At 59.1% G+C, this 26,455-nt stretch carries 23 protein-coding genes, 1 tRNA gene and 5 pseudogenes; 15 read left to right on the top strand and 14 right to left on the bottom strand.

Annotation, left to right across the window (positions count from 1 at the left end):
- The 5 genes from NKH33_RS30760 to NKH33_RS30740 form a co-directional block, all read right to left on the bottom strand.
- Entirely contained in the window at positions 1-2,367 is a 2,367-nt protein-coding gene (locus NKH33_RS30760) for a SpoIIE family protein phosphatase (RefSeq protein ID WP_352923125.1), read from the bottom strand.
- Positions 2,364-3,542, bottom strand: a complete 1,179-nt coding sequence (locus NKH33_RS30755) for a methyltransferase domain-containing protein (protein WP_352542260.1) — start codon at positions 3,540-3,542, stop codon at positions 2,364-2,366. Before NKH33_RS30755 ends, NKH33_RS30760 begins: the two co-directional genes overlap by 4 nt.
- On the bottom strand, positions 3,539-4,060 hold the full coding sequence (locus NKH33_RS30750) for a ubiquinone biosynthesis methyltransferase UbiE (RefSeq protein WP_502906676.1): 522 nt from the start codon (positions 4,058-4,060) through the stop codon (positions 3,539-3,541). The genes NKH33_RS30755 and NKH33_RS30750 overlap by 4 nt, the downstream gene beginning before the upstream one ends.
- Positions 4,061-4,226: 166 nt before the next feature.
- Entirely contained in the window at positions 4,227-5,873 is a 1,647-nt protein-coding gene (locus NKH33_RS30745; protein WP_352923121.1) for a putative bifunctional diguanylate cyclase/phosphodiesterase, read from the bottom strand.
- Between the two features lie 411 nt (positions 5,874-6,284).
- Complete coding sequence (locus tag NKH33_RS30740) at positions 6,285-7,427, bottom strand: helix-turn-helix domain-containing protein (RefSeq protein WP_502904338.1); 1,143 nt, start codon at positions 7,425-7,427, stop codon at positions 6,285-6,287.
- Positions 7,428-7,655: 228 nt separating this feature from the next.
- Here NKH33_RS30740 and NKH33_RS30735 point away from each other — a divergent pair, with 228 nt between their 5' ends.
- The 4 genes and pseudogenes from NKH33_RS30735 (at position 7,656) to NKH33_RS30725 (ending at position 9,453) form a co-directional block, all read left to right on the top strand.
- Entirely contained in the window at positions 7,656-8,171 is a 516-nt protein-coding gene (locus NKH33_RS30735) for a hypothetical protein (protein ID WP_352816283.1), read from the top strand.
- Between the two features lie 356 nt (positions 8,172-8,527).
- Positions 8,528-9,012: pseudogene (locus NKH33_RS30730) on the top strand (recombinase family protein).
- Positions 8,978-9,091, top strand: coding sequence for a helix-turn-helix domain-containing protein (locus NKH33_RS33340; RefSeq protein WP_502906675.1), 114 nt, complete (start codon positions 8,978-8,980; stop codon positions 9,089-9,091). The pseudogene NKH33_RS30730 and the gene NKH33_RS33340 overlap by 35 nt, the downstream one beginning before the upstream one ends.
- Before the next feature lie 71 nt (positions 9,092-9,162).
- Complete coding sequence (locus tag NKH33_RS30725; protein WP_352923118.1) at positions 9,163-9,453, top strand: hypothetical protein; 291 nt, start codon at positions 9,163-9,165, stop codon at positions 9,451-9,453.
- Positions 9,454-9,896: 443 nt separating this feature from the next.
- Here the strand turns inward: NKH33_RS30725 and NKH33_RS30720 are convergent, their stop codons facing one another.
- Together NKH33_RS30720 and NKH33_RS30715 are read right to left on the bottom strand one after the other, a co-directional pair.
- Positions 9,897-10,787 (bottom strand): IS1 family transposase, encoded by an 891-nt coding sequence (locus NKH33_RS30720; protein ID WP_352923116.1) that lies wholly within the window; start codon positions 10,785-10,787, stop codon positions 9,897-9,899.
- A 111-nt stretch (positions 10,788-10,898) separates the two neighbouring features.
- Positions 10,899-10,975: transfer RNA gene (locus NKH33_RS30715), tRNA-Thr, on the bottom strand.
- A 287-nt stretch (positions 10,976-11,262) separates the two neighbouring features.
- On the opposite strand from NKH33_RS30715, the gene NKH33_RS30710 reads away from it, so the two are divergent.
- On the top strand, positions 11,263-12,108 hold the full coding sequence (locus NKH33_RS30710; protein WP_352923114.1) for a hypothetical protein: 846 nt from the start codon (positions 11,263-11,265) through the stop codon (positions 12,106-12,108).
- On the opposite strand, the gene NKH33_RS30705 is transcribed toward NKH33_RS30710, so the two are convergent.
- Both NKH33_RS30705 and NKH33_RS30700 read right to left on the bottom strand, forming a co-directional pair.
- Positions 12,074-12,265 (bottom strand): RNA-binding protein, encoded by a 192-nt coding sequence (locus tag NKH33_RS30705; protein ID WP_352923112.1) that lies wholly within the window; start codon positions 12,263-12,265, stop codon positions 12,074-12,076. The two genes, NKH33_RS30710 and NKH33_RS30705, sit on opposite strands and share 35 nt — an antisense overlap.
- A gap of 22 nt (positions 12,266-12,287) precedes the next feature.
- On the bottom strand, positions 12,288-12,470 hold the full coding sequence (locus tag NKH33_RS30700) for a hypothetical protein (protein ID WP_352923110.1): 183 nt from the start codon (positions 12,468-12,470) through the stop codon (positions 12,288-12,290).
- A gap of 390 nt (positions 12,471-12,860) precedes the next feature.
- Between NKH33_RS30700 and NKH33_RS30695 the strand changes: the two genes are divergently transcribed.
- The 3 genes and pseudogenes from NKH33_RS30695 to NKH33_RS30685 form a co-directional block, all read left to right on the top strand.
- Positions 12,861-13,163, top strand: coding sequence for a LytS/YhcK type 5TM receptor domain-containing protein (locus NKH33_RS30695; protein WP_352923108.1), 303 nt, complete (start codon positions 12,861-12,863; stop codon positions 13,161-13,163).
- Between the two features lie 166 nt (positions 13,164-13,329).
- Complete coding sequence (locus NKH33_RS30690) at positions 13,330-13,677, top strand: PIN domain-containing protein (protein ID WP_352542266.1); 348 nt, start codon at positions 13,330-13,332, stop codon at positions 13,675-13,677.
- Positions 13,678-13,872: 195 nt separating this feature from the next.
- Positions 13,873-14,748, top strand: a pseudogene (locus tag NKH33_RS30685) (CBASS cGAMP-activated phospholipase); the annotation flags it as partial.
- Positions 14,749-15,020: 272 nt separating this feature from the next.
- Here the strand turns inward: NKH33_RS30685 and NKH33_RS30680 are convergent.
- The 4 genes from NKH33_RS30680 to NKH33_RS30665 form a co-directional block, all read right to left on the bottom strand.
- The gene (locus NKH33_RS30680) at positions 15,021-17,681 is read right to left on the bottom strand and encodes a caspase family protein (protein WP_352923106.1); all 2,661 of its coding nucleotides are present in this window, start codon (positions 17,679-17,681) and stop codon (positions 15,021-15,023) included.
- 488 nt (positions 17,682-18,169) lie between these two features.
- Positions 18,170-18,583, bottom strand: coding sequence for a curlin (locus tag NKH33_RS30675; RefSeq protein WP_352542268.1), 414 nt, complete (start codon positions 18,581-18,583; stop codon positions 18,170-18,172).
- A 173-nt stretch (positions 18,584-18,756) separates the two neighbouring features.
- A complete protein-coding gene (gene csgH, locus NKH33_RS30670; protein ID WP_352923104.1) occupies positions 18,757-19,158 on the bottom strand; it encodes a curli-like amyloid fiber formation chaperone CsgH in 402 nt (133 codons plus the stop codon).
- A 63-nt stretch (positions 19,159-19,221) separates the two neighbouring features.
- The gene (locus tag NKH33_RS30665) at positions 19,222-19,659 is read right to left on the bottom strand and encodes a curlin (RefSeq protein ID WP_352923102.1); all 438 of its coding nucleotides are present in this window, start codon (positions 19,657-19,659) and stop codon (positions 19,222-19,224) included.
- A gap of 176 nt (positions 19,660-19,835) precedes the next feature.
- On the opposite strand from NKH33_RS30665, the gene NKH33_RS30660 reads away from it, so the two are divergent.
- Both NKH33_RS30660 and NKH33_RS30655 read left to right on the top strand, forming a co-directional pair.
- A complete protein-coding gene (locus NKH33_RS30660) occupies positions 19,836-20,075 on the top strand; it encodes a hypothetical protein (protein ID WP_352542271.1) in 240 nt (79 codons plus the stop codon).
- 129 nt (positions 20,076-20,204) lie between these two features.
- Positions 20,205-20,581, top strand: a pseudogene (locus NKH33_RS30655) (Tn3 family transposase); the annotation flags it as partial.
- A 336-nt stretch (positions 20,582-20,917) separates the two neighbouring features.
- On the opposite strand, the gene NKH33_RS30650 reads toward NKH33_RS30655, so the two are convergent.
- Positions 20,918-22,918: an AI-2E family transporter gene (locus tag NKH33_RS30650; RefSeq protein ID WP_352923100.1), complete on the bottom strand. Its 2,001-nt coding sequence runs from the start codon at positions 22,916-22,918 to the stop codon at positions 20,918-20,920.
- Positions 22,919-23,130: 212 nt separating this feature from the next.
- Between NKH33_RS30650 and NKH33_RS30645 the strand changes: the two genes are divergently transcribed.
- The 5 genes and pseudogenes from NKH33_RS30645 to NKH33_RS30625 form a co-directional block, all read left to right on the top strand.
- Positions 23,131-24,201 (top strand): sensor histidine kinase, encoded by a 1,071-nt coding sequence (locus tag NKH33_RS30645; protein WP_352542273.1) that lies wholly within the window; start codon positions 23,131-23,133, stop codon positions 24,199-24,201.
- A 536-nt stretch (positions 24,202-24,737) separates the two neighbouring features.
- Positions 24,738-24,912: pseudogene (locus tag NKH33_RS30640) on the top strand (integrase core domain-containing protein); the annotation flags it as partial.
- A 25-nt stretch (positions 24,913-24,937) separates the two neighbouring features.
- Complete coding sequence (locus NKH33_RS30635) at positions 24,938-25,354, top strand: hypothetical protein (RefSeq protein WP_352542337.1); 417 nt, start codon at positions 24,938-24,940, stop codon at positions 25,352-25,354.
- Positions 25,355-25,546: 192 nt separating this feature from the next.
- Positions 25,547-25,747 carry a CsbD family protein gene (locus NKH33_RS30630; protein ID WP_023719429.1) on the top strand — a complete coding sequence of 67 codons (201 nt, stop codon included), beginning with the start codon at positions 25,547-25,549 and terminating at the stop codon, positions 25,745-25,747.
- A gap of 506 nt (positions 25,748-26,253) precedes the next feature.
- Positions 26,254-26,455 (top strand): annotated as a pseudogene (locus NKH33_RS30625) (hypothetical protein); the annotation flags it as partial.

Raw genomic sequence — 26,455 nt, 5'->3', positions numbered from 1 at the left:
CTATGTGTGCCTTATGATCACGAGGGTGATGTCGTCGTGGATCTTCTGGATCCCGATATGGGCCATGAGATCCTCGATGATCCCGGTTTTGATTTCCTCGGCGCTCCCGCCTTGACGTCTTCGTGCGCTCTGGCAGAGGCGCTCGAACCCGAACAGCCTTCTGTCTTGGTCTTCCGCCTCGGTCACACCGTCAGTGTGCAGCACGATCACGTCGCCACTGCCGAACAGGATGTCGCGCGTGGCAATGAACTTCGAGATGTCATTCTCCAGGCCAACCGGCAGACCCAGATCCATCGTATCGATGCGTTCGACGTCCCCGTCCGCACGCACGACGAGAACGTCCTCATGCTGGCCGGATAGCGTTACCCGCTCATCCTCGAAGTCAAGGAAGGCCAGCGAGAGATGCTTTCCGGTGTTCGTCCGCTCGATGTTCTTGTAGATCGCTCTGTTCAGCCGATCCAGAAACTGGTGCGGATCCGCCTCGCTGGTCTCCTGCAGCGCGCGTGCAACAGATTGGACCATCAGCATCAGCACGCCGCTCTCGAGACCATGACCGGTCACGTCGCCGATGCCGATCTTGACCCGTGACCCGTTCTGCAGGACGTCATAATAGTCACCGCCGACCTCGTCGGCCGGCCGCATATAGGCCGCGATCTCCAGCCCCGGAATCGCTTCGAGTTCGAATTGTTTCGGCAGGACCATCATCTGTATCTGCCTGGCGACCGCGAGTTCGGCGCCAAGGCGGACGTTCTCGTCCTGCAGCTTTTCGTTGAGTGCGGAAATCTCCTGATTGGCGTCCCCGAGTTCCCTGGTTCGTTCGTCGACGAGTTGCTCGAGGTTTTCCGTGTGAAAGCTGATCTGCTCGGCCATCCGGTTGAAAGCGATTCCTGCCGCTCCAACCTCGTCGCGCGTCGGAATGTTCACGCGGACTGAATAATCTTTGGACTGGAGCCGCTGGGCGGCGCTGGCAAGTGCCCTGAGGCCCGCGGTGATCCGTTTCGAAATTCCGAGCACGGCCGCAAAAACAATCAGAAGCGAAACGGCGATCGCCGCGATCTGAAACAGCAGGATACGATTGGTTGCGCGAGAAATACTCTCCTGCGCGGCGAACAGGGATGCATAGATCTCCCGTTCGGGAACGACGATCCCGACCGACATCGTTTCGGACTTGATCGGTCCCGAACTCCACAAGTTGGTCGGCTTCAATCTCTTGAGGACAACAATATAGGGAACGTGTTCGCCCTTATTGTCGAGCATGATATGCTGAATGACACCGTCATTGTTCTTGTCTAGAGGTAGTGACGCGATAGCCGGCTGCGTACTTCCCCGCAGAGACCTTTCCAAGCCGGTGACGCCCTGCGTGCCCGCATCGCTCGATGAAGTCAGGCCGATGATCGCCTGGCCCGACGGATTGATCGCCACCACGTTGCCAGTCGACATCGTGAGGAAGCCGAATCCGGTTTCAGCGATCTTCACCCTTTCGACGACTTTCGCGAGCTGATCGAGAGTGATATCTGCTCCCGTCGTACCGGCGATACCGGTGCGATCGCGCGTCCAAAGCGGGTGGAAAAAGCTGACGATCAACTTTCCCGTGATTGCATCGGTGTAAGGCGCCGTCTGGGTAATATCGTCAGGGACCGGACGTGAGGCGGGATCCCTGGCCCATTGCTGCCATGAACCATAGATTCCCGGAAAGAAGAACTCCCAGAATTCCGCCTTGTTGTGACCTGGATAGAGTCGGTCGAAGGTCTGTGCCTGATCCGTATACGGTACCGTCCGGAAGATCGGCCGTTCCTTTGGACCAATATAGTACATCTGCAGTTTGGACGACCCGCTGGCCATGAGAGTCGGCGCGACGAGATCGATCAGAGTACTGTTTTCTATTTCCTGCCGAACGCTGGGCAGCGGACTGTGGTCGGCGCCCAGCAGGTAGCCCCAGACGCTTACCACGGAAGGCGCGCCCGGCAGATTCTGCGCCCAATCGCCCTGCGCGTTGTAGACAACCTTCACGGAGCCGGGCGCCTCATGCGAAAGCGTGGCGCCGACCTGTTGCTGCCTCCTCGGATCGTCGATCTGGGCCTGCAGCACGCCAGCGAGCGCCTTGACGTCCCCGTGAACCCGATCGAGCAGCAGGTCAACGCTCAACGCTGTCGACTCGGCATAGGAACGAATGTATTCCTGGTTTGCGTTCGTCAGGCCCTCACCGACTTCCGAGGTGGCGTCGCGCGACAGCTTTTGAACGTTCCAAAGCGCCAGACCACCGCTCAGCAGGAGGTCGAACAGTACGGCGCCGCCAACGACCAATACGAATTTCGCTCGAAAGGAGCGCAGGCCGAAGCGCGGTGTAGGCTCGTTATCGGCTTTCATTGTGGCCGTCGCCCCGATGCGACCCAGATCGGCCAACCCGCATAACCCTTGGGGTGTAGTGCAGCGAAAATGTGATCCTGGAAGCCCTGCCGGAACCGTGCGACGAACTCCGGTCCGTCACCGCGTCTGCTCGCCATCTCCCCGGCATAGACATCCGCCCAGGCCGCAATGACGTCGGCGAAGTCCTGCGGATCGCCGTCCAGGTTAGTGACCATGAAGGTCTCCACAAGGATGTCTTCGAATCCGGCTTCCACCAGGTATCGCCGACTCTTGGGCCCAAACTCGACGTCCATCTCGAAATGCCCGAACAGCTTCGCCACCTCGTCGTAGGTCCAGCGAATGCTTTCGGCGCGCGGCTCGCCGAGGCAATGCGAATTCTTCTCGTTGGTGATATAGACCCGACCGCCTGGCTTGCATATGCGGTAGAGCTCCTTGAGGATGAGTTCAGGTCGATTGAAGATTTGAAGCGAATGTCGGCAAGTGACCAAGTCGAACTGCGCTTCGTCGAGCAGCATCTCCGACGCATCGCCATAGGTGTACTCGATGCCCCGGATATCGAACTCCCGCATCACTTGTCGAGCATAGTTCAGGCTTGACATGGAGTGGTCGAGGGCGACGATCCGCGATGGCTGGAACTCCTTCTGCGCGAGCACGGCGAAATCACCGATCCCGCAACAGATGTCGGCCATGACGATGCCGGGCCGCATGCCGTGTCGCGGCAAGATTGCGCGCTCGTGGCGCCAAGTCATCTTTGTCTGAGTGCGCAGGATCGGTACGAACCCTCCTTCCTCAAGGAAGCCCTGCCCCGGATAGAATTCGGTGTCATACTCCTTGACCGTTATGTTCGGTTCTATTCCGCTCAGGCGACCGAATTTTCGCGAGGTCCATCCGACGACGCTTGATGTGATGACCACGAATTTGAGATCGGGTCGAGCGCGACAAGCGTCGATGATGATCCTCGATAAGGTGTGAAACGCAGCGTTGTTCATCTGCGTCAGGCGCCTGACATTGACGTAGAGAACGCCGCGCACACGGCCAATCGCATCGCGAAGCAATGCTATCGCGGGCCCAAGCTCATCGATCGCCTGAGGCCGGACCACTCCCGATATGGAGAACTCCTGGTTGTTCGCGTCGTATTGCGCCTTGAAGCGCGGGAGAAGGTCGTAAGGGTTCAATTTTGAAAGCCCTCGAGCGGAAGATCCACGACAAGCTTGATTGCATCGCCGTCGGCCTCCTCGGTCCAGAGTGTCGCGTTGTAGTCGACAGCCAGTTCCAGGAGTACGACCTCGCGGCTAGGCGCGAGATCCCCAGACAAGGAATTGAGGTATCGTTCTCTGGCCTCTATTCCAGCAACTTGCGATACGGCTTCTTCGTAGAATTGGCGCTCCTCCGGCACACAAGGAATTGTCAACTCGATCCTATCCGTCGCGCCATGGCGAGACACCCTGCATGCCAGTTCGCCTTCGGCATGGCGCGTACGAAAGGCGACTTCCAGCAATTCGTTGAAGGCAGAGGAAAAGAGATTTGCATGATGGACCGAGTCTGACCTGTTTTGACTGATCATCCGGGCCATGTATGTCGAGACATAATCGCAATGTTTCCAAGCGGAGACAAAAGCTTTGATCTCCAAGTCGATCTGGATCATCGGCTCAAAAGTCGGCTCGCCAGTCAGATCATGATGAACGGGTCCCATCGGCATCTCACTTGTTCCATCAGTATTGAGGCCTCGCGGGCCTCCGCGAAGAAAAATTTCACCGCGCGCTTGATGAGTCAGTCTCGCACCCACTCGAAGCTATGCACGGTATCTGCCTCGATCGTTCTACAAATCTCGACTTCACCGTTAACAAAGGTGCAAGGCGCTAGAGCGCTCGATTTGCCTCCCTCGCTCGTACCACCCTCAGCGGGGACCGCTTGATGAATTCGCTGATGGCCTCGGCTCCAAGCGGCTTTCCCAGGAAGTTGCCTTGCAGGCAATCGCAATTCTCCTTGATCAGCCACCGTGCCTGTGCCGACGTCTCCACCCCCTCGGCAGTGACATTTATTCCCAGGCCGTGCGCCAGATTCATGATCGATCGCACGATCGTTTGGCTTTTGAGATCGGTCTCCAAGTCCGCAATAAAGTACTGATCGATCTTCAAAGTATCGAAGGGGAAATTCTTAAGGTAACTTAATGATGAATAGTATGTCCCAAAATCGTCGAGCGAAATTCGTATTCCCAAGACGTTCAGAGTATTTAAGGTGTCGATATTATCGATCGTCTTCTCAAGAAGAACCTGCTCGGTTATCTCGAGTTCAAGTCGGTCAGCCCGGATTCCAACTGAGTCGATGATTTGAGCAACCGTATCCGTTAGCGAACCGCTAAGGAACTGAGCCGGCGACACGTTCACTGCGACCGTCAGCGAGGAAGGCCACGTCAATGCCTGGCGACAGGCTTCCTCGAGCACCCATCGTCCAATCTCGTCCATCAGACCGTCCGCCTCGGCGATCGGTATGAACACGCTGGGTGGAATGATTCCGACCTCGGGGTGCCGCCACCGCAGTAACGCTTCGAATCCGATCACCGACGCGGGAGGTCGAATGAGCGGCTGATACTCAAGATAAAGCTCGCCGCGCTCCAGCGCGGTTCGAAGGCTGCGCCTCAGATTCTCGCGTTGCTCGAGCAAGAGCAGCATCGAACGGTTGAACGTTCGAGCGCAACCGCGTCCATCCGTCTTGGCTGCGTAAAGAGCAATGTCGGCGGCTTTCATCAACTGCTCGCCGTCGGTCCCGTGCTCCGGCCCGAAAGCAATTCCGATACTCGAGCCGACGAAGACGGGAATGCCGTTGATGACAAACGGTTCCTTGAACGCATCGACAAGCGATCCAGCGAGGCGCTCGGCTTCCGCGGGCTGATCCTTTCCCAATTGGATGACAGCGAACTCATCGCCGGCATACCGATACGCAGATTCGCCGTCCTGCAGCGCGTCGCGGATTCGACCTGCCGCGAGTTGAAGAAGCGTATCGCCTGCTCCATGACCGAGCGTGTCGTTGACCGCTTTAAAATCGTCGAGGTCGATTTGCAGCAGGGCGGCTTTCGGCTTTGGTCCGCCGATGGCCGCCAGTGCTTGCTGCAGCCGTTCACCGAATCGCCGCCGATTCTGCAGTCCGGTCAGCACGTCGTGCGTTGCCTGATGGAGCAGAACTACATGCTCCTGCTCTTCCGCCGCGCTCCGCCCGCCGCGTTCCCTTGATTCGATGATTCCCACACCATTTGCAGTGGGGAAGACGAAAACGGACCGGGGCGCTTCGCCTGATGATGACGGCAAGTCGATGCTTGCCGGAGAGCCGCCCTGGAACACACGAAGGAAATCGTCGCGATACCTCGCATTGAGAAAGCTCGGGTAGATCTCCCATACGGCGGCGCCCAGCGCCACCGCGCCTCCGTACACGCCCTTGAGCCTGGTTGCGTAGTGCGTCAGGCGGAAGTCGCGGTCATAGATTGACAAAAGTTCGGTCGTGTTCGCCAAAAGGTCAGCGAGTATCCCATCGCCGGCACGTGGAGCATCGCTCGAGGAAGGCCCCTCACTCTCCGTGCCGACGCCTGATGCCTGTGGGCGCAAGAGCCACCTCCATAGGCGGTGCAAATTCGCGCCCCCAATCTAGGAATAGCATAACTGTCAACCTTAGCAAACTTTCCACTCGCAGTCTTAACAAGTGCCGCATGCAGCGCAGTTGCAATGTATGCTCCGTCGTGACTGGCGACAAATTATCGGTAACGTCGAACAGTCACAGTTCGTTAATAAATCGCGAATTGGCAGGAATCAGCTATGTGATTGATGGCGCGGTGGACGCGACACGAAGATATTCGTGCGGCGTGGTCTTCCCCGCCCCGGCAAGCCTGTTTTGGGCCCGCCCCATCAGCATCGCCGATCCTGTACTCAGCTTCCGAGCGCTTTGAGCCAACCTTCAAAGGAAGAGGCTTTCTCCTGTCCGGCAAGCGAAACAGAGTTGGCGGGGCGCGGCAACACCACAGTGCTGCGGCCTTCGCGGGGGCTGTAACCGAATTCCTTGCTGAATGCCCGGCTGAAATTAGCCGCTGAACTAAACCCGAAGGCTTCAGCAATTTCAACAATGCGCCGGCTGTCCGCCGGATCGCTTAGCGCAACATGGGCTGCCAGAAGGCGGCGACTTTGTATGTAATGGAGAACACCACCGCTTGGTTCGAACAACTGATAGAGACGAGAGCGCGAGACGCCGAGCGCCCGGCACATCGAATCCGGTGTCAAATGAGCCGCATCCAGATTGTGGTGGACGTATCGACGCGCTCGCTCCATTAGCGCGACACCCGTCAATTGTTCGACGGCCGCAGCCTGTTCCGCCGGAGGCCCGAGGCAGGCAATAATCATGCTGCGTGTTGCGTGCACGATGCGGGGCAGATCGTCAGCCGTGAGGCTGCGCAGTCTTGCTTCTATGCCATTGACGTAGTCGAGCAAGAGGTTGGCAAAGTTGCCGGACAGAATTGAATTGTTCTTGGCGTCCAGGGTTGCCGCCGCATCGGCGAACAAATCGCGCGGCAAATAGAGAAAGAGACTTTCGGAGTCCGTTGTCCTCCCGCGAAACGGGTAGCCAAGCGATCTGATCTCCAATTTGCCCGGCTGGTTCTCCGCTACGCGGCGATCGACCTCCGTCCACGACCGGCCAGTACGTGGAAAGGCGATATACCAGTGATCGATCGAGCTGGACCGAAGCTTCGCGGCAGAACGCATATAACTATGTGCCGGTGCGCGCTGTTGAACGATCAGCATGCCACCGAGATTCCAAGCCGTGTGGTCCGCGGGAAAGCCATCGTTCAGCGATTTGTCATCCGGCAACCTGACCTCTATCAGCGGCGCCATATGCGCCTGCCAAGCGGCTAATTGATCCTTTGGCGCTAGTTCGAGCGTTGAAAAGGACAGAGGTTCAGACACCGACGCGAGCGACGAAGCGTCCTCATTGTGGGACTGACCTTCGCGTGGCCAACGACGCCGATCGAGGTCCCGCGGCTGCCTCGCAGGGGCCTCGTCTCTCCTCTTAGTGTCCATCGCGTGGTGCCATATCCGAATCGGCTATGCCCCATGCCCCTCTCAATCATGTGATGTACTTCAGGATCTGGCAAGGCTGGTGAACTCGAGTCGACTGAAACGGCGATCAAGCTGGTTTACGGAAGAAATGCATTCCGAGATAAGTTTCTGGATGGGAAGCTAACGACACTCTTCAACTTGGTACGTATAGAATCGGTCGTCGTGAAATTAGTTGAGGAGTCCACCGAAATGACCGCAAAGCTCGACAGCGAAGCTCGTCGCAGGACAATTCTTGATCAATACAGTAAATTTGGTTGCATGCGAACTCCGAAAGAGGCGGCGGAATTCCGGCAAGGATTTCATGTCCCAGAACAAAGCTGGACGTCTAGAGCTCGCGAGTGCGCGCTGATTTTAGGATTATTGAAAGTACCGGTCAGCGAGTCACCTCATTTCAACAAACGCCCCAGCGGTTCATCAGCAAAAAGAGGCCCGCCGCAACCACGGGCAGCGGGCCCTGAAAGGTTCGCACAGATGCTGCGTCCGCGTTTCGCTCGCACCTGCCTCAGCCATATTGATCTGGCTATTTGTGAAAGTGTGTTTGATCAGGTTTGCGCAGATGATCTCATCGACCCTTTAAGCCGGGACGCCGAGGCCTTAGCGGTGGCAATTGTCGCAGTCTTCCGAAACATTACTACCAACGAGCGCGAACTGCTGGAGGACGTTAGGTCTTTTCGTCCCTCAAAGGGCTCAGAGACGGCCCACTAGCTTGGCGGCGTTGGGAGGCGAATTGTTAGCCCTACTTTGGCATAGCCGGATTCGCATCTGTATTGGCCATTGACGCCCGCCAAAGTGTAGCCACAGCGCTTGTGAAGGGGATGGAAATGGGTTTAGCCCAAGACTTGTCTGATGTTGCCCTCACATTCGATTGTCCGGATTGCTCGCATCCGGCGGTAAGGAAGGGCTCTGCGCTAAGAACGATCGCGCACTTCAGATGCAACGGGTGCAACGCCAAGGTGCGGATCACTTATCCGCAGAAGGTAGCGATCTTCGAAAAGCACAAATTAGCCGCCCAAGGGGCAGTGCGATAAACCCCCAACGCTGCGGGCGTGATACCTTTTGGCATGTCCTTGGGCGGTGGCCCGGCATGTTCCCGGAAGCGCTTCCACAGCCGCTCCCGCATCTCGCCCGGCCAGAGCATGCGGCTTGAGCAAGCCGGCGCCATCAAGGTCTTCTCCGACGTCAATTCCGGCAGGAGCATGGACCGGCCGGGCTTGGCCGAGCTACTAGATTATGCCCGCGCTGGCGACACCCTGGCCGTCGTGCGGCTCGACCGGCTCGGACGCTCGCTGGCGGAGCTGCTGGAAACGGTGAAGATGCTGCGGGGGCGACAGATCGACCTTCTCAGCCTTGAGGAGAAGATCGATACGTCCTCGGCGCCGGCGAGTTGATCTTCCACGTGTTCGGCGCCATCGCTCATTTCGAACGACGGCTGATCTCGGAATGCACGAAAGACGGGGTGGTAGCTGCACGGGCGAAAGGGAAACGACCTGGGCGACAACCGCTCGACCTGAATCAAGCTGATCAAGGCCGAGGTATCGCCGGCTGAAGCTGCGCGGCAATTGGGTCTCGGCCGATCGACCGTTTATCGGGAAATGAGACGACTGGGCATCAGTCGGCCAGCGTAGCGAGCATTTCCAACGCTTGCAAACTCTCGCGCTGGGGGGTAGTGTCTCAGTTTGAAATTTTAGGATTCAGCGTGAACAGTCAGAAGGCGGCTGACATGAGCCGTCCACGCGCATGTGTCAGCGCACATCCAGCCGATTGCTTCGAGCATCTCACTATGAAGCTGGGGCAAGTCGCGATGGAAAATCGGTTCATGGTGCGCGATCCTATTTCGGAAGCGACGGATAACGTTAAAGCGTTGGTGCACAGGCTCACGACCTCGCCTCCTGCCCACCGCAAAGCCAGCGAAGAGAGTCTTTCGCCAGATGTTATCGTCATAACCTGGACCGAGGAGCCCAACCCAAAAGGCGTATTTAAGTTCTGATACAATCGCATCGTTAGAAGGCCAGTCGGCCTCTTTCTGTAGCTCGGCAACAGCCTCGCCAATCATAACCTTGGAAGCTTCGGACAACGGCGGTCCGCCGTTTGTCATCCAATCAGACCCATAAACTTCCGACATTCGGAAATGGATCGTGTTCCGCAAGCATATTTCCACGCACTACAAAGGCGTATAGAAAGCCTCTGAGAGCCGTGCGTTGCGCTCGTAATTGGATAGAGCGGCTGAGAGATCGTCGCCACATGCGGCAAGATATTTCTTAAGCCGACTGAGACTCAGGGTCTTAACCAATGACTCGTTTATTGCATCCGTTCGCAAATTGTTCACTTGTCCTTAACGCCAAGTTCTATATATGTACCCCTCGTAAACCCCGGGTCGGCCTCTGTCTCGAAGCATCTGCTTCCTGAGATATGCTCCCGGGGTCAGTCGTTTTAGGCCCGTACGTTCTTCCGGTATGGTCCGCGCTTTCCCGGCTTTGGCGCAACAGCATCCATCCTGTCGCAAATGTCGTCCATTGACCAGAGAGTTTGCGAAAGTCCAGCCGCCATCGCAGGCGACATTTTCAAAGTCTTGTGGATGCGGATGAAGTTGTACCAGACCGTGTACAGCGCGACCATGTGGACATGGTTTTCAAACTTCTTTGAGAAGGCATTGGTGAGGCGTGTAAAGCGGCGCATCTGCATGCGCATGGTGAGGTTCTGGCGTTCAACGTGCGACGTGCTGACGTGCGCCAGATCGGGAGAGCCTTCAATACGAGTCTTCCTCGCGCCAGTACAGACGGCGGGGCTGTAGCGGCGTTCCTGTGGCACTGCCTTGCCTTCCGGCTCGCCATACATCTTGACCAGCATCACGTAGTCGATGTCGGCTCCAAAGGCTTCCTCGACCGCATTGAGATAGGCGCGGTGGCCGTCAGTGGTAAGCTGGACGCGGTTGGCAAGACGGTCCTTAACGTCATCCATGAAGGCCAGCGCATATTCGCCGTCGCGACCGCCGACCAGCCAGGAAATGATAATCTTGCTGTCGCTGTCGAGAGCGGTCCAGGTCCAAGTGTCGCCAGCTCCGTCAACGTGGTTCTTCATAGCCGCGACGTTCTTTTGCTTCGCGCCGGTGAAACTCCAGATTTCATCACATTGAACGCGCTTGGCCTTCACGTTGCGGACTTCGCGGTCGTGCAGATCGGCGCAGAACTTACCGGCATCGACAAGCAGCTTCGAAACGGTGTTGATCGACACGTCGGCAACGCGAGAGATCGAGCGCATGCTCGACCCCTCGCAAAGCATCGTAAGGATCTGGACACGGGTTTTGAGGGGCAGCTTGTTCATGCCCCTAATATCTGAACTTTTATGCTTAGTGTCAAGCATGAAATTTCACATCAATCCTTGATTCACAAACGGCTGTCACTATGTTAAGCAGCGACAGCCGTAGTGATTTGGTGGAGCGCTCGACAGGACTCGAACCTGCGACCGGGAAGCTACGAAACTCCAGCTCTATCCAACTGAGCTACGAGCGCGAAGCGGACGGCCCGAAAGCCGCCCGCCCGATGTTGCCGACCTAGAGCCGCTGCGCTTCCCTGATCCGGACGCAGCGGCTTTCCTATTTGGAAGGGCCCCGACCGCCGGTCGGCTCGAAGCAGGGGCCCTTGTCTCTTCTGAACATCGAACGCTCCAATTTTGATTCTTAGGGCAGCATAGGCCCTTTCTTCACCGGCGCAAGAAAAAAATCAGGTAGAGAGGTACGCTATATCTTGCGCTCCGTAAGATATGGATGCTAAGAGAGAGGCAGAAGGAGTGCGCAACCATGTCCGACGAGGAAGTTCAAAACGGCAAACCGCGTTTTCGTAGCCCGCCTTATCCATCCATTGATCTCGCGAAGGCCATAGAGCGCGCGAAGCAGGTCTATGCGAAGGCCATGCATCACCCAGCCGGTGTGGGAGTTCTTGCAGAGGCGTGGGGCTATAAAGAGAAGAGCAGCGGTTTGTGGGCAACCGCCGCCGCGCTGTTGCACTATGGCTTGGCTCGGGATGAGGGTTCTGGGCCAAAGCGCAAGTTCAGCCTTTCAGATATTGCCATCCGAATAATTCGAGATGCCGACCCAGAATCGGAAAAACGAAAAGAAGCAATCCGGCGCGCGGCGATGGCGCCAGCAATCCACACTGAAATCTGCAATCAATTTGGCAGCGACCCTGCCGTTTCAGATATCGTTCTGAAAAACTATCTGACCCTTGACCGCGCCGACGAGGGCAAGGCGGCCTTCAGCGATCAGTCCGCAGATGATGTTATTCGGGTCTACAAGGACACTATGTCCTATGCAGGATTCGCAGATTCTGCTATCTTACCTCTAGTCGATGAAGAAATAGACGAGGCTGCGGACGTTAGCCTTTCCGACGCCGGGCAAAAGCAGACCCGCGAGCCGGAGAGGCCAAAAACCCCTCCAGTGGCCAAAGGAGTAATTCTGATGGATGGCGAGCGAATTCTGCAGGATGGAATTTTGTCGCGAGATGCGACTTACAGGATCATCGTTAGTGGTAAAATTGGCGCCCGTGAAATTGAGCGCCTGATAGCCAAGCTGGAACTGGACAAGGAAATCCTGGCCGAAGAGGACGACGTGATTACTTCGACCAACGCTTCGCAGCAGCCTTCTTAGCGATTTCAGCGCGCCGCTCAGGCGTCATGTTCTCGGCGCGCTTCTTCCCGCCCTTTGCACCAAGCGCCTTGGCGGCAGGGTCTTTGCCGTCGTCAATAACGTCGTCGGCTTCCTCGCCTGTCGCAATGCGCATGACGCGAACGGCGTTGCCGATCACGTCAGCGGGGCGCTTCTGGCCTTTAGGTCCGGTAGGCATCGCGTACCACCTTGAAACCAGACGCTTCCAACGAAGCTAGCGCCGCATAGGCGAACGTTTGGCAGTTTTCGAACGGGTCATTGCCTTCATGGGCCGTCGCGTGGAAAGCGGAAAGAATGCCCTCGAACATGGCGGTCACCGCTTCGTCCCTGTCCTTGTCTGTCATATCGGCTCCTATGCTTTCCGCTAAGCATATAGGAGGTCGGTCCGAAATGGGAAATGCATATTGCATTCCGTCAAATTTCAAACTGAGACACTACCCGCTGGGGAACTTCAAGGGCAAATAGTGACCGAAGTCGACCTTCGCCGTCTCGGTCTTTATGGCTTCATAACTGCTCATTCTGGCCATTCGCATTGCCGGCCGCAACATCGAGCGGGCGCGACAGCAGTGGGTCCCTATGGCGCATGGACCATAGCTGCCGGTGGCGAAACCATCTTCCTTCCCTACCTGTCGGGTGGAGTTCCGTCAACGGGAGTGCGAGATCCTTAATAAATCGTTGACGCAATGGCACCTACGGTGCTGCCAGACCTTGCTCAGATGTCACGGACTACCGGGATGATGTCAGTCATCAACATGATCGAAAGCGCAGCGGTAGTCATTCTCGCCGTGCTTTTCCTCGCCTTTCTGGGTGACCGTCTCGAGCGTTCCTTCTGGGCAAAGAGCATCGTCTTCGGGATCGTGTTCGGCGCGACCGGACTGATCAGCATGGCATCGCCGGTCGAATTCGCCCCCGGGTATTTTGCTGATGGGCGCAACATCGTGATGGCGTTCTCTGGTGATTGCAAGGGCTGGGCGCGTCGACAATTTGCCTCAGGCGGCGTTTGTCCTATCGTCGGATGCCATACTCTCGTTGATTGACTCAGTTCGCGATGGAACAGAACGCAAAACTGCACGGCGAAGGCCCGCGAGTGCATTGCTTGCACAGCTAAAGCCGCTCGATGCAAGCGTTGTGAAGATGCGTCTTGAGCCTCGGTCTCAAGAGGAGACTGTTGGCGGACGCGGACGTGTATTTTAGTCGTCGTTCATGTCGCGCTATTTGATGAGCTCCCAGTGCATCTTTGACGTGATCAAGAGGCGTAACCTCACCGCTGAACTTTGGTTAGAATCCGCAGACTCGCGCGGCATCTATGCAGACGATATCTGCATCAGTGCAGTGACGCCCATGACCATCAGATGGCAACTTGAACAAGCGCTCACGGCGGCACGGGCAAAGCCCGAAGCCGCCGTGCATCCCGTGCCGGTGATCAGAGACTTCATCGACCAGGCAAGCAGGCTGTTCGAAGATTTCGCGCGCGATGACCGGATCATTGCGATGGACCATCGGATCGCCGCACGCTGGGGGGATTTGCTTGACATGAGGATCACATATTGACACCCCGACGGTCGGCCATTCGATGTGCCTAGCGCGACAAAGGTTGAGATCGCAACAGCGTTGGTTGGGAGGGGCGATTTCCCATTTGTCTACGTGGACTACCATCAGGATGGGCACGCAGAAATCCCGGGGCTCACGGTAGAAAATCCTGAAGACTTTGTTCGCAAGTGAAATGGCGCAGTCCGCTCCCAATAGATTTCAGATCTTGGCACTGAGCGGTGGGGCTACCGAGGGCTCTTCGGCGCCGAGTTTCTCGCCGCATGCGAGTCAAAGTTCAACGTTCGGTGCAATAACCGCTTCGACATCATTTCTGGAACCTCTATCGGCGCGCTTCTTGCTGCCGGCCTTTCAGCATCCGTTCCAGCGACGACATTGGCGGCAATAATGAAAGACTACGGACCGTCGATCTTCGCTCGTGGTATCGCCACTGGGGTCAAACGGCTTGTGGTCGCGGCACTCTATAGTCCGGTTCCAATCCTTGAGGCTATTCGTAAGACGCTCGGCAAGCCCATTGCCGAAACGCTACTCAGCGACTACGAACCTGCGCTCATCATCACGGCCATCAACTACTCCACAGGCGAAACGAGTATCTTCCGTTCCAAAGGCATTGCGGGGAAAGCGGCCAGCGCAGTGAGCATCGAAGATGCCATACTCGCAAGCGCGGCGGCGCCGACTTTTTTTCCGACGAAGAAGATTGGCCCTAGCGAGTACATTGACGGTGGTCTCGTAGCGAACGCACCAGATATCATCGCACTTCTCGACGCTTTGAACTTCTGTCACGCGCGGATGGAGGAGGTCTACCAGCTTTCGATCGGCACCGCGTCACGTCGGCAAGGTTCCGCAGTGCATGATAAATCTCGAGCTCCCGGATCTTTTTCATGGATAGCGCGCCGTGGTCTTATCCAAACAATAATGGCAGCCCAAGAACATTTGGTGCTGTCTCAGATGAGCAGCCTCCTTCGAAATCGATTTCTACGCATTGACGAAGAACCTGCGCAAAACCAGGTCGAAGCCATCAAATCACTGGATCTTGCATCTCCGGCAGCAACAGAAACGCTTCCGCTATTGGCGTCACATCGATCGATCCGCAGTAACGGCATAGGAACTGAAGCCGAATATTCGCTCCGTAACTTATGCCAGTCGCGCCAACTTCGGCCTGAATCGCTTTTCCAGGGCGAAGGCTGTCATCAGAAGGCTTTCATCAAGAGAATACAGAAATGCACCAGGTGCCCGGCGACCCGGCGCTCATCGGGTGAGCGTGACGCGAACAGAACCTTGTCCGTATTTCCTGTCCATCTAGAGCCCCACCGATCCACTGCGGCGCCCCGATTGCTTCCGCGCTCCTATTTGCTGCAGGCCGGCTCGCCCGGATGCCCGCAGGACGGCTTCTTGCCTGGCGGCTGCTTCGGCAGTCGTCGCTCTTGCATCTGGGGCTTGGGCTGGACATGGAATTCCGGCTTCGGCTGGGCATGAAACTCCGGCTTCTGCGGCAGGCCTCGCTCTTGCGTTTGGGGCTTTGGCGGCGCGTGAAACTCAGACTTCTGCGGCTTGGAGAAAACCTGCAGGTTCGACTTTTCCTGCAGCTTGAGCTGGCGCTGCGGATCCTCGTTCGGCTTGTTGACTTTGAAGTTCCGCTGGACGTTGACTTCCGCGCCGGCGGAACCTCCACCGCCGTTCTGCGGCTTGCGAAACTTCCTGTTCCCGTCGCCCGGCGCCAGATCACTCGGTCCGACAACGGCCTGGCCTGCGGACAGGTCCTTGCGCGTCAGCTTTTTCGGCTTGCCGCCACCCTGGTCGGAAAAGTCAGGTGGATTGTTCTCCTTGAATTTTTCCTGCGCGCTCTGGCCCAGCCGGGCTGGCGCACCGTTGACGGTCGGCAGCTTGCGAAACTTCTTGTTCCCGTTGCCCGGCGCCAGATCACTCGGTCCGACAACGGCCTGGCCTGCAGACAGATCCGTGCGGGTCAGCTTCTTCGGCTTGCCGCCACCCTGGTCGGAGAGGACAGCTGGGTTGTTCTTCTTGAACTTTTCCTGCGCGCTCAGGCTCTGCCCGGCCGGTGCACCGTTGACGGTCGGCAGCTTGCGGAACTTGCCGTTCTTGCCCAGCCCATTGCCGGCTCCGTTCTGCTGACCATTCCCCTGTCCGGTAACGCCAGCGCCGGCATTTCCCGTAGACTGCTGGCTGCCACCCAAGATCCCTCGCTCGCTAAGCAGCTTCTTGGACCTGTTGTTGGGTAAATTCTGCCCGTTGAGCACCGGCGGTTTGCCGTTGACGAGCGGCAGCGCCCTGCCATTCGCTCCCGGCAAAGCATGATCCATTGAGAGCGTCTTCGATAGCGGCTTTGCGCCTCCAGGCTGCTTGCCTTGCGCAGCCCCCTGGCCGAGCTTGCCCAGGGCGGCAGAGTTCCGGTTGGAGAGTGCAGCCTTCTTCTGCAGCAGCGGCGGCAGCGCCACTTTTGCCGTTAGCGCGGCCGCTCCTAGACCCTCGGCAGCGCCTAGCTTTTGGGCGGTAGTAAGGCCGCCCGGCGCGTTACCATTGGCCTGCCCAGCCTCACCGTTGGTCTCGTTGTTGATCGTCCTGTTGTTGATGATGGTGGTGTTGTGGATGTTGTTGAAGACGATGTTATCGCGCGGTGGCACAATGTTGCGCGGCGGGTTGACCCATACCGGCACCGGCACGAAGAGGGGCACCGGCAACACGAAAATATCGACTGCCGGCCGTGGTGGCGCCAACACAATGAAGTCCGGCGGAGGCGGCGGCAGGAAGATCACTGCGACAGGCGGCGGCGGCTCGAAATGGAAATCGGGATCGCCGAAATAGAGTACGGGCCGATCGACATAGATGATTTCCTCCTCCTCCGGCGGCGGCACATCGTAGGCGTATACGGTGAAATCCTCCGGCGGCTCCAGCGCTGCATCGAAATGCTCCAGCCGCCGGCGGGCATCCCAGGCGTGCGGACCGTGCGGATAGCGATTGAGGTACGACCAGTAGGCTTCCGGCGTATCCTGGAGCCAGGTTTCGCGCCAAGTGATCGCTTCGCGCCGCGCAGCGATGATGGCACGCACGCGCTTGGCCATTGGATCGTGTGGGAAAGCGCCGACGAAATCCTCGTAACCGCGGAGCGTGTCGTGGTCGAGGGCCGCAACATAGGCGTCGTGGGCGTCGAAGTCGCGGATCTCCCTGGTCCGGTTGGCCCGAGACTCAGCCTCCGAGACCTTGGGCGCGGGCGCATCCGGAGCGCGGTCGAAGAAGACGAAGGGCGCCGTGATCTTTGAGGCGTTCCACGGAACTTCCGCGCCCTGGGTCACCCCGTTGACGCGAAGGCGCGTGCGATCGAAAACATCGTCAAGCGGCAGACCGCCTTCGCGCATCATCTCGGCCAGCGCCTGGGCGTAGGCGCCGTACGGTCCCTTGCCCTCTGGCGCGACGGTTCCCGGAGCGGCATTGAATGCGATAAGCATGTTCGGATCGGGATCGACCAGCGCGAGGCCGCCGGCCAGCGGCTGTTTCATCTGCGGGAATGCATTCGGCCGCGCCGCATCTAGCACGACGATGTTGACCTTGGTCGGCAGTCCGGCCAGCGACTTCGAGACATCTGAGAGCCGCATTCCCTGAAGCGGGACGTCGGTTGGATTGGCGATCTGGGCATCGATTGGCAAGAAATAGTTCTCGCCTTCAAACTGCACGCCACGGCCGGCGAGATAGACGAAGACGACCGCATCGGAACCGGCGGCGGAAACCTTGCCGAGGAAATCGCGCAGCGCGCCACGCAGCGATTCCTGGTCGACATCGCGGGCGCCGACCACATCGAACCCCGCCGCCTGCAAGGTCTGTGCGATCAGGCCGGCATCATTGGCCGGCGTCACGAGCGTGCCCGAAGGATAGGCGGCATTGCCGATGACGAAAGCGAGGCGTTTTTCACCCTGGGCGTGAGCCCCCGTCGCCGAAGCGGCCACGAAAACGACGAGGAGGAAGAGGCAGAGGAATTTCTGGAGCGTCAGCATGACAATCCGCCATCCGTACAAACAATAACGCTGCAGAGACAGAAATCTTCCGCAGACGTTGCAAAACAGAATCTCGCGCCGCTTTGCGGCACAATTTCGTCTAAAAAAAGCGGTTCAGATCGGCGGTATCCAGCAATTGAAAGCGAGACTTCTATCTCGCCGTGCATGAAACAGTCAAAATGGAACTATGAAGGTTCATGGGATTCGGCTCAAGCGTCATAAGACCGCGCGAGCGCGCCACGTGGCGTTGTCAGTCGGCGCTCCGGGACTGGATACCTAAAGCGCGATGAATGCCCGCCCTCGCGTTCTAGACCTCACATGGTCGTTCACGGAAAAGAGCGGGAAGCAGCTGGCAGGCGTTCGGATCGCACCTACTCCGCGCGCGCCCATTGGTGCGACCGCCAGCACATTGGAAACTGCCGCCAGGCAAGCGAGCCGCTGGGCGACGCGCAACGATTCTCTGGGCCCGAGTCTCGATCGGTCGGCCGCTACCAGCCATAGCTGAAAGTAGCGCCACCACTGCCATTGCCGTTCTGCGCGACATTGGCGTCGGTGTTTCGGCCAAACTGGAAGATACCGTAGGCGTTCTCATTGCCGTTCTGCTGCAGCGTGGCGGAATGGCCATTGCCCTCCTGCTGGATGATGCCCAGATTGCCGCGACCGTTTTGTCCGATGCCAGCTGCGTTTCGCTGTCCGGACTGACGAATGCTGGCACCATGCAGGCCGCGATACAACGAATAGAAGCGCAGTCCAGTCGCCAGAGCGCGGGCGTCGCGGGCGTTGCCGGGGGCAAATGTCGCCGAAACCCAGCCGCCCGCGTAAGCCGGTGCGGACAACGCCGCCTGGCCGATGCTGCCGGCAACGAGAACGGCGGCAAGAGTTTTGAACATATTGCGGGTCATCTTTGGTCTCCATTTTCCGGCTGCCCAGCCTATGGCCAACCTTCTCATTTGGTGGCTGAACCCTCCCGGAATCCTTCGTTCAGCTGTCGTTCAGTCATTTTTTCTCCCGGCCTGACGCACATAGAAAAAGGGCGCCGATTGCCGACGCCCTTTTCGTAAATCTGGCGATGCGATCAGGTCGCGCCGCCGAGCCGCTCGGCACAGCTGATGCTCTTGCCATCGACCGTGAGCTCGAGCCTAGCATCATAGACGGCGCCCTTCGCGTCAAGGGTGACGGCGCCGAGCGTAGCTGGCTTGCCGGGCGCTGCGCTGAAGGCGCCGTCCTGCTCGATATTGGTGCCGCCGGTGCGAGCGGCACTTTCAACATGGAACGAGTAGGTGCCGCTCACGCTTTTGTCGGCATAGGCGAGCGCCTCCAACGAGACCATGTCGACTTCCGGCGTAGCGCGGATCTCGCAGCGCACCGGCCCGGGGGACTGATCGGCGGTGGCCATGGCCGCCAGCGCGCCGGCCGGGATCAGAACCAGGGCGAGCGCGGCCATGACGCGGCGGGGATGCTTCACGATGTGTGGCATATTCGTCTCCTTGGCGTTCGTGGGCCGCGGCCGCGGACTACGGGCCGCCCGGCATTGCCGTGTTTATGGGCAGGCCTGGACGAAAGCGGCGACATTGCCACTGCCACCCTGGCTGACATCGGCGTCGCAGCCGTGGCCCGCCTGCACGCCGGCAGCAATGTTGCCGTTGCCGTCCTGGGTTAAGATGGTGGTGTGGTTCGAGCCGAACTGGGCGATGCCGGCCACGTTGCGGTTGCCATTTTGATAGGTGGCGCCGTGGTTGCCGATCCCCTGCTGGCCAATGGCCGAAAGGTTGTGGCGGCCGCGCTGCTGGCCGATCACCTTGTTGAAGCGGCCGTTCTGGTAAACCCGGATACGGTTCTTGAAGCCGTTCTGGGCGCCGCCAGCCGAATTAGACCAGCCATACTGCTCGATACTCACGTCGTTGGCCATGGCTGGGGCAGCGACGACAATGCCGACAAGAGCGGCAAGCGCGGTTGCGATGAAAGAATTGCGGATCATGAGGGCGTCTCCTTTGGCGGACGGGACCGCGAGTTGAACGGCTTCGTTTTAGGAGATGCCGTTCGAACCGATGCTGAAGGCGGCGTTCAGCCGTGGTTCAGGAGGAGAAGCCGGAGGCCGCCTACGTCCCTGCCCCTCATAATTGGGCTGATCGCCACTTCAGGCTGAAGAGGGCGGTGGCCGAAAAGCAACGCCACCTCTTCGATCGAAAAGCCAATTTTGAGCATAACGTTCGACATCCGCAGCTTCGTTACGCCATTGCGGCGGCGGACCACGGCAGCTTCTGCCGCGCCGCGCGGGCGCTCGACAATTGGCGCTACTTGCTCGTTCCGATGCACGCTACTGCAACATTTCCTTCGCCGCCGGCATTGTACTTTTCTGAGCGCTGCACTTTGCTCGTAATTCGTATCTCGTAATTCGTATAAAGACCCGAGATTCGCGGGTCTCTATGCTGGACTCCTCGGCCAGTCTGCGGCTGGCGTACTCCTTCCGGTTTAATTGCTTGATTGCTAATGTCCCGCTAGCCTTCAAATCCAAGTGTGTGACCGGTGCGACGTCCGCGCTGCCAAGCCGGCCTCAAGGGCGAAGGTGCGCATTAACTGAAGTGCGCCGTCTTCTTCCACGAGCGCGGCGAAATCCCGCGACCGATCATTCGAAGCCAAGCGTTCCGCGCCTCCAGCCTCAACCTCGTCGTTAGCGCGATCGTGCATTGGGATCCGGTCTATATCGAACGGGCCGTCACTCACTTGGGCAAAATGCATCGCGAGGTTCCGGATCACCTGCTGAAGCGCGTCTCGCCGCTGAGCTGGGAACACATCAATGTGACCGGCATCTACACATCTACAGTTGGTATGCAGATCATCAGATGCCAGAAGGCTTCCGGCCGCTCAGATTTCCGGCTCGGTTCCGCCACGCCGCATGAAGTTCATGCTCCGTTCGACCTTATCGTGTCGCTGGGAACAATTCTTGTTCCGACCCTAGAAAAGCCTGCCGCTCGTATTTGTGCGTGCTGATCGGACGGCGACATAGTGCGCCGTTGCGCACAGAGGGCCGTGCCCGTCCATCGGCGGGCTGGGCCTGCTATCGTACTGTCCTTGACGAGTTCGAACTGGATGGCCAGATGCTTGGCGTCATTGGCTGTGCGGTCGGTTCTTCGTTCGCCGTACTGGTGTTGAGCAGCTGTCTGCCTGACCGCTGGCCATCGCTGGGATCAATAACCCGCGCGCCAGGAGTGCCCCGCGGTGTCGTCGCCGCGGCCTCAGCTTGCAACCGCAAGCGGCGCTTTCTTCGTGACGGACGGCTGCCGGCGCAAGCGACGCTTGGCTGCGAGCTTGAGCGCTACCGGCGGCTCGCTTGACAGCGCGCCGCGCACTGCATCGACGATGCTATGGGCAACGAAATCGGCATTGATGTCGCCGGCCAGTGCTGCCGCCGCCTGGCTGTCGTCGTTGCCGGCCTCCGACCAGAACGCGATGCCAACCCTGAGCGCCGGCCTGGCGCGCTTCAGCCGGCGCACCAGGAAGCGGGCGTGCTTGACGGAATCGGGGTTGAGGAAGCCGACAACGACGGTATCGACAGCGGCAAGATCGAGCCGGCGAATGCTCGCCGGGTCCATATCGGCGAAGCCCGCCGTCGACACCGTCGCGCCTTGAACTTCGAGCACCTGCGCCAGCATGGCAGCGGCGGCATCATCAAGCTCGCCGCGCCCGCCGCAACACAGCACTGACATGCCGACGCCGTTAGGCAGTTCGATCTCGTCCTCGGCTTCCTTGCCCTCCCCGGCTGTTTCCTTTCCCACATCCGTCTTGCCATACTCGGCGAAAGCCGGCTCATCCTCTTCGACCGCTTCTTCGTGTGCGCTGTCGTCGAGATTTGCCACCAGCGTCAGCGCGCTGGCTGCCATCTGCCGTCTCTGCTGGTCGTCCATGACGCCGCGGACACGATCCTGCTCGCCGAGCAACAAAGCGGGAATGACGATCTTGTCGTAGAACTCGACCAGATATTTCTCAAGCATCTCTTCGGCGTGGTCGGTGGCTTCGTCCGGATCGCCGGCCAGGAGCCGCTGGTAAAGCCGGGCATGCGGTTCGAGCACTGGCTGGTTGCCGAACAGCACGTCGAGGAATTCGAACTGCGGCACGTGCCTGCCGAGCACAACCAGACAGACGGTGAGGGGCGTCGACAGGACCAGGCCGAGCGGGCCCCACAGCCAAGTCCAGAAGATCGCCGCAACGATGATGGCCAATGGCGAGAGTCCCGTGCGCGCGCCATAAAGCCAGGGTTCGATGACATTTCCGGTGAGCAACTCCATCACCATGAAGAGGGCGGCGGTCCACAGCACTAGCGACCAACCGGGCGCCACCGCCAGCGCCAGGAACAGTGGTACGAGCGCCCCGATGACCGGGCCGATATATGGAACGAAGCGCAGCGCCAGCGCCAGCAGGCCCCACAGCAGCGCATTGGGGATGCCCAGAATCCAGAGCCCGATAGCGATCGGTATGGCATAGACGATATTGAGGACCAGCTGCATCAGCAGATACTGGCCGACGCGCTTGCCGGCATCCTGCAGCGCCTGGGTGGTGCGGTGCAGATCACCATAGCCGACTAGGCGGATGAAACGATCGCGCAGATCCTCGCGCTCCAGCAGCATGAAGATGACGACAACGACGATCAGAACCGCCGAGGCCAGCGGGCTGATCAACGGACCCATGAGGTTCTGCAGGATCTCGAGTGGCCGTTCTCTCGCGACGATCTCGACCGGCACGGGCTCGGGCCTCGGCGCGTCGGCGGCGGGCGGTGACGGTTCCTGCAGATCGATCTCCTGCCCGACGCGCTGGATCACCTGACTCAATCTGGCAATGATCCCTCCTCCTGCCCCGGTTTCCTTGAGCGAGCGGATCTTGGTCAGGATATTTGTCTGGTAGGCCGGGATGTTCTGCGCCAGTTCGCTGACCTGCGACGCGGCAATGAAGGAGAACAGAGCGAGTGCCGCGAATGCACCGAGCACACTGACGATGACGGCAGGAAGGCGGGGAATGCCGACGCGCTTCAGAGCCGACACCACGGGCGCGAGCGCGAAGGTCAAAAGCAGCGCAATAGCGATCGGCAGGAACACTTCGCGCCCGAAATACAGCGCCGCAACCGCCGTCACGATGGTAGCGACGGTGGGCAATGAAGTGCGCGGACGGGCATTGGGGGCGAACGGAATGCCCACCAGCCCGGGCTCTGATGGGTAAATTCCGTTTAGACGATTTGCCGCCACTGAATACCTCGCCCTGCCAGCCGCCATGATATTGGGCATATTTAGCTGGCGTGCAACATCAGTGGGTCTACGCGCGCTTGCCGGATTCAGCGAACAGTCCGGCTCGCACGTTGTCGTGCTGCGCCGGTTAGATTCAATCCGCGACACGAGCCGTCAAGTGTGTAACAAGGGCCGAAGAGGAGGCGAAGGCGCCTCCAGATCGGCCTTGAGCCTTGTTCCACCCAATTGCGAATATCGAGGACGCGCAGACGCTGTCGCAGGCCATCGTCAACACGATCGCCGAACCGTTCCTCGTCCTCGACGAAAAGTTTCATGTGCTGGCGGCCAGCCGCTCTTTCTATCAGACCTTCAAGGTCGACCCCGAGGAGACACACGGCGCCCTTCTCTATGCGCTAGGCGACGGCCAGTGGGACATTCCGGCACTGCGCCTGCTCCTAGAGACGATCATCCCTGAGAAGACCGCCATGGACGGCTTCGAGGTCGAGTATGATTTCCCCAACATCGGCAAACGCACGATGCTGCTCAACGCGCGAAAGGTACTTTACGACCACAATTCGGCCGTCACCATCCTTCTCGCCTTCAACGACATAACGGCGCGGCGTGTCATCGAGCGGGAGAAGGAAGAGCTTCTCGGCCGCACCGAAGACCTGTTGCGGCAAAAGGATGTGCTACTACGTGAGATGGAGCATCGGGTTGCCAACAGCCTGCAGATTATCGCCAGCATCCTGTTGCTGAAGGCCCGTTCGGTCACCTCCGAGGAAACCCGCCAGCATCTGAAAGATGCCCACCAGCGGGTCATGTCGGTGGCTGAAGTGCAGCGCCATCTCCACACCTCAGCAGGCATCGACGAAATCGACGTCGGCTCCTATCTGCCGAAGCTGTGCAGCAGTCTGGCCTCGTCGATGATCGGGGATGCACAGCCGATCGCCGTCAAAGTCACCGCGGAAGCCGGCAGGATCGACTCGCAGAAGGCGGTCAGCTTCGGGCTGATCGTCACCGAACTTATCCTCAACGCGATCAAATATGCGTTCCCCCGGGAGAAGACCGCAGCCCTGATCCAGGTGTCTTACGAGACCAATGGCAGCGACTGGAAACTGACGGTCTCCGACAATGGCACCGGCAAGCCAGCCGGCCGCGCACCAAATAGCGGCTTGGGAACAGCCATCGTGGAGGCACTGGTGAAGCAGCTCGAGGCCCGGGTGGATGTTATCAGCGACGCCAACGGCACGAGCGTATCGGTGTCCAGGGCAACGTTCACGTCGCGCATACCGCGGGCGGCGTAGCCCTTCCCACAACTCTCAGACCCAAAAAACAGCAAACCCGAACATCGTATTCTGCGTCAACGGCGTGGGCGACGTGCCTCTGGGGCTGGGACCAGGCCGATTGCGAAGTCTGGTTCGGCGAGCCACGCGGAGGTACGGCGAGCAAATACTATTCTCGAGACTACCTGCTTTGCTTGCTCGCCCCCGCCAATGGCAGCGAGTTCACCTCGAACGCCATCCTCTCCTGGGCGGATCAGAACCGCGTCGAATGCCATTACAACGCGGTGTATGTCCATGCCGATAATACGCACGGCTCCCTCCATCGTTGGTCACGAACAGGGAGCGAGCGGGCAACACGACAAATACGGATCCGCGCTCGCAGCGCATCCGGGCGAGTCGTAGGGGCGGCCAGATAATGTGCTCGAACTCGCAGTTCATCTGCATACGACGGACCTGCCCGCACTAGCGTGCTCCCGGTGCCCCGTGGCCCGGATGCGCCAAGCTTACCGAACCTGACGTACCGAACAAACGATGGCACCAAGAACATCATGCCGGATAATGGCTTCATCGAGAGCTTCAACGGCCGACTGCGCGATGAACTGCTCAACGAGACGCTGTTTACTTCGCTGGCTCAGGCACGCGTCGCATCGCCCTGTGGCGCGCCGACTACACAACACCGCGCGGCCGCATTCCCAAATCGCCTGGCAGACACCGGCCGAGTTCGCCACTACCTTCAATCTGCGACGGTCGCTCGCGCGTGCGCGAACTCGATCCCTTGCCGCCGGGGGCGCGCGAGCCGCTGTCCGAATGGATCGACGATTGTGCCAATGCGCTGGTCGAGGCGATCATCGCCATCACCTCCGTCATCGACATCGAGGCGATCGTCCTCGACAGCATCCTGCCGCGGCCGATTCATCTCGAGCTGCTGGCAAAGGTGCAGACCCAGTTCAACAGGATCAGCGCCATCGGCATCGTGGCGCCGGAAATCGTCTCGGGACAATTCGGCCCCGAGGCTTCGCCGATCGGCGCGGCGATGCTGCCGTTCTCGGCACTGTTGGCGCCCGACAGCGGAGTGCTGATGATCGGCAAGGACAGAACAATGCTGCTGGGCAGCCTGTCGAGGCTTGCCAGCCAAGGCCAACCAGCAAGAAGCTCAGCGCCTTCAACGGCATAAGATATTGCCGCGAAAGAGCATCAAGCTCCGGCCATCATCAACATCAGCTCACAGTCAGGCACGGGCACGGCGGGCTTTTTGCGCCGGCACCGGAACTTTTAGCGGCTGCTAATCTTCATTCGTCACCGACATTGCAATGCCGATCGGTCCGCGCTCCGCTTCAGTGCCGGCCCAGGAAGCCAGGAGGAACATATGAACTGGGATCAAATCAAGGGAAAATGGACGCAGTTCAAAGGCAAGGCGAAAGAGCAGTGGGGTGACCTCACCGACGATGATCTTGATCGGATCGAGGGCAACCGGGACCAGCTCTTGGGGCGTATCCAGGAGCGATATGGCATCGCCAAGGAAGAGGCAGAGCGCCAGGTTGACAACTGGTCCAGAAGCATCAGCTGAGCCTTGGACGCAACGCCGTCTTCTGCCCCCACCGGGGTGAAACTTTGCGTCGCCCGCCGTGCCGACTGGTGCGGTGGGCTCTTTCGAGAGGCCCCGCGAGGAACCTTTAGCCGTATCTAATATTCTACTTGCGTGGCGGGCTTCGCCCCGGCGTGCGCCCCGCCCGGAGGCGAAGGAGTGCAATGATGAACAACATTATCTGGCTGGTCGGCGCGATCGTGATCGTAATCGCCATTTTGAGCTTTTTGGGTCTGCGATAGCATCCTGAACCCTCTCTTCGAGCCGGCGACCGTCCCCGCTCGGCATGGCCTCAGCACGCCCAAGCTGGTCAGACTTAGGTCCCAAGCGAGACGCTCTGGGATTGGACCGAAGCCCCGGCTGAGGAACGTAGCCGGCTGGCTCACGTTGTGGTGAGCTTTTGGCGCGACGAAGATGCGTCCGGGCGGAAGAGTTCAAGCCAGGAGGAGAGGCCCGACGCTCCGAACGGGCGTCGGGGCTGGGCGTAAATGCAAACAATCAGCAGACTGTTCAATTCCCATGCCCGGGCAGCACGTGCCGTGGCCAAGCTTCAGGCTGCCGGGATTCGCCGCCGGCAAATCAGCGTGGTCGGATCTTACAACGACAATGATGAACCGATCAGCGTTGCTGGATATTACGACGATGAGATGAGCGCTCTCTGGCGGGGTGCGATTGCTGGTGCCGCACTTG

The sequence above is a fragment of the Mesorhizobium sp. M1182 genome, from assembly GCF_040318335.1.
Taxonomy (GTDB): Bacteria; Pseudomonadota; Alphaproteobacteria; order Rhizobiales; family Rhizobiaceae; genus Mesorhizobium.
This window is presented reverse-complemented; position numbering and strand designations above follow the sequence as displayed.

Bases quoted from the DNA above. Each gene is read 5' to 3' on its own strand.
- NKH33_RS30760 (WP_352923125.1), bottom strand. From the start codon at position 2,367: ATGAAAGCCGATAACGAGCCTACACCGCGCTTCGGCCTGCGCTCCTTT.
- NKH33_RS30750 (WP_502906676.1), bottom strand. From the start codon at position 4,060: ATGGGACCCGTTCATCATGATCTGACTGGCGAGCCGACTTTTGAGCCG.
- NKH33_RS30740 (WP_502904338.1), bottom strand. From the start codon at position 7,427: ATGGACACTAAGAGGAGAGACGAGGCCCCTGCGAGGCAGCCGCGGGAC.
- NKH33_RS30735 (WP_352816283.1), top strand. From the start codon at position 7,656: ATGACCGCAAAGCTCGACAGCGAAGCTCGTCGCAGGACAATTCTTGAT.
- NKH33_RS30720 (WP_352923116.1), bottom strand. From the start codon at position 10,787: ATGAACAAGCTGCCCCTCAAAACCCGTGTCCAGATCCTTACGATGCTT.
- NKH33_RS30710 (WP_352923114.1), top strand. From the start codon at position 11,263: ATGTCCGACGAGGAAGTTCAAAACGGCAAACCGCGTTTTCGTAGCCCG.
- NKH33_RS30700 (WP_352923110.1), bottom strand. From the start codon at position 12,470: ATGACAGACAAGGACAGGGACGAAGCGGTGACCGCCATGTTCGAGGGC.
- NKH33_RS30695 (WP_352923108.1), top strand. From the start codon at position 12,861: ATGATGTCAGTCATCAACATGATCGAAAGCGCAGCGGTAGTCATTCTC.
- NKH33_RS30690 (WP_352542266.1), top strand. From the start codon at position 13,330: ATGTCGCGCTATTTGATGAGCTCCCAGTGCATCTTTGACGTGATCAAG.
- NKH33_RS30680 (WP_352923106.1), bottom strand. From the start codon at position 17,681: ATGCTGACGCTCCAGAAATTCCTCTGCCTCTTCCTCCTCGTCGTTTTC.
- NKH33_RS30675 (WP_352542268.1), bottom strand. From the start codon at position 18,583: ATGACCCGCAATATGTTCAAAACTCTTGCCGCCGTTCTCGTTGCCGGC.
- csgH (WP_352923104.1), bottom strand. From the start codon at position 19,158: ATGCCACACATCGTGAAGCATCCCCGCCGCGTCATGGCCGCGCTCGCC.
- NKH33_RS30665 (WP_352923102.1), bottom strand. From the start codon at position 19,659: ATGATCCGCAATTCTTTCATCGCAACCGCGCTTGCCGCTCTTGTCGGC.
- NKH33_RS30630 (WP_023719429.1), top strand. From the start codon at position 25,547: ATGAACTGGGATCAAATCAAGGGAAAATGGACGCAGTTCAAAGGCAAG.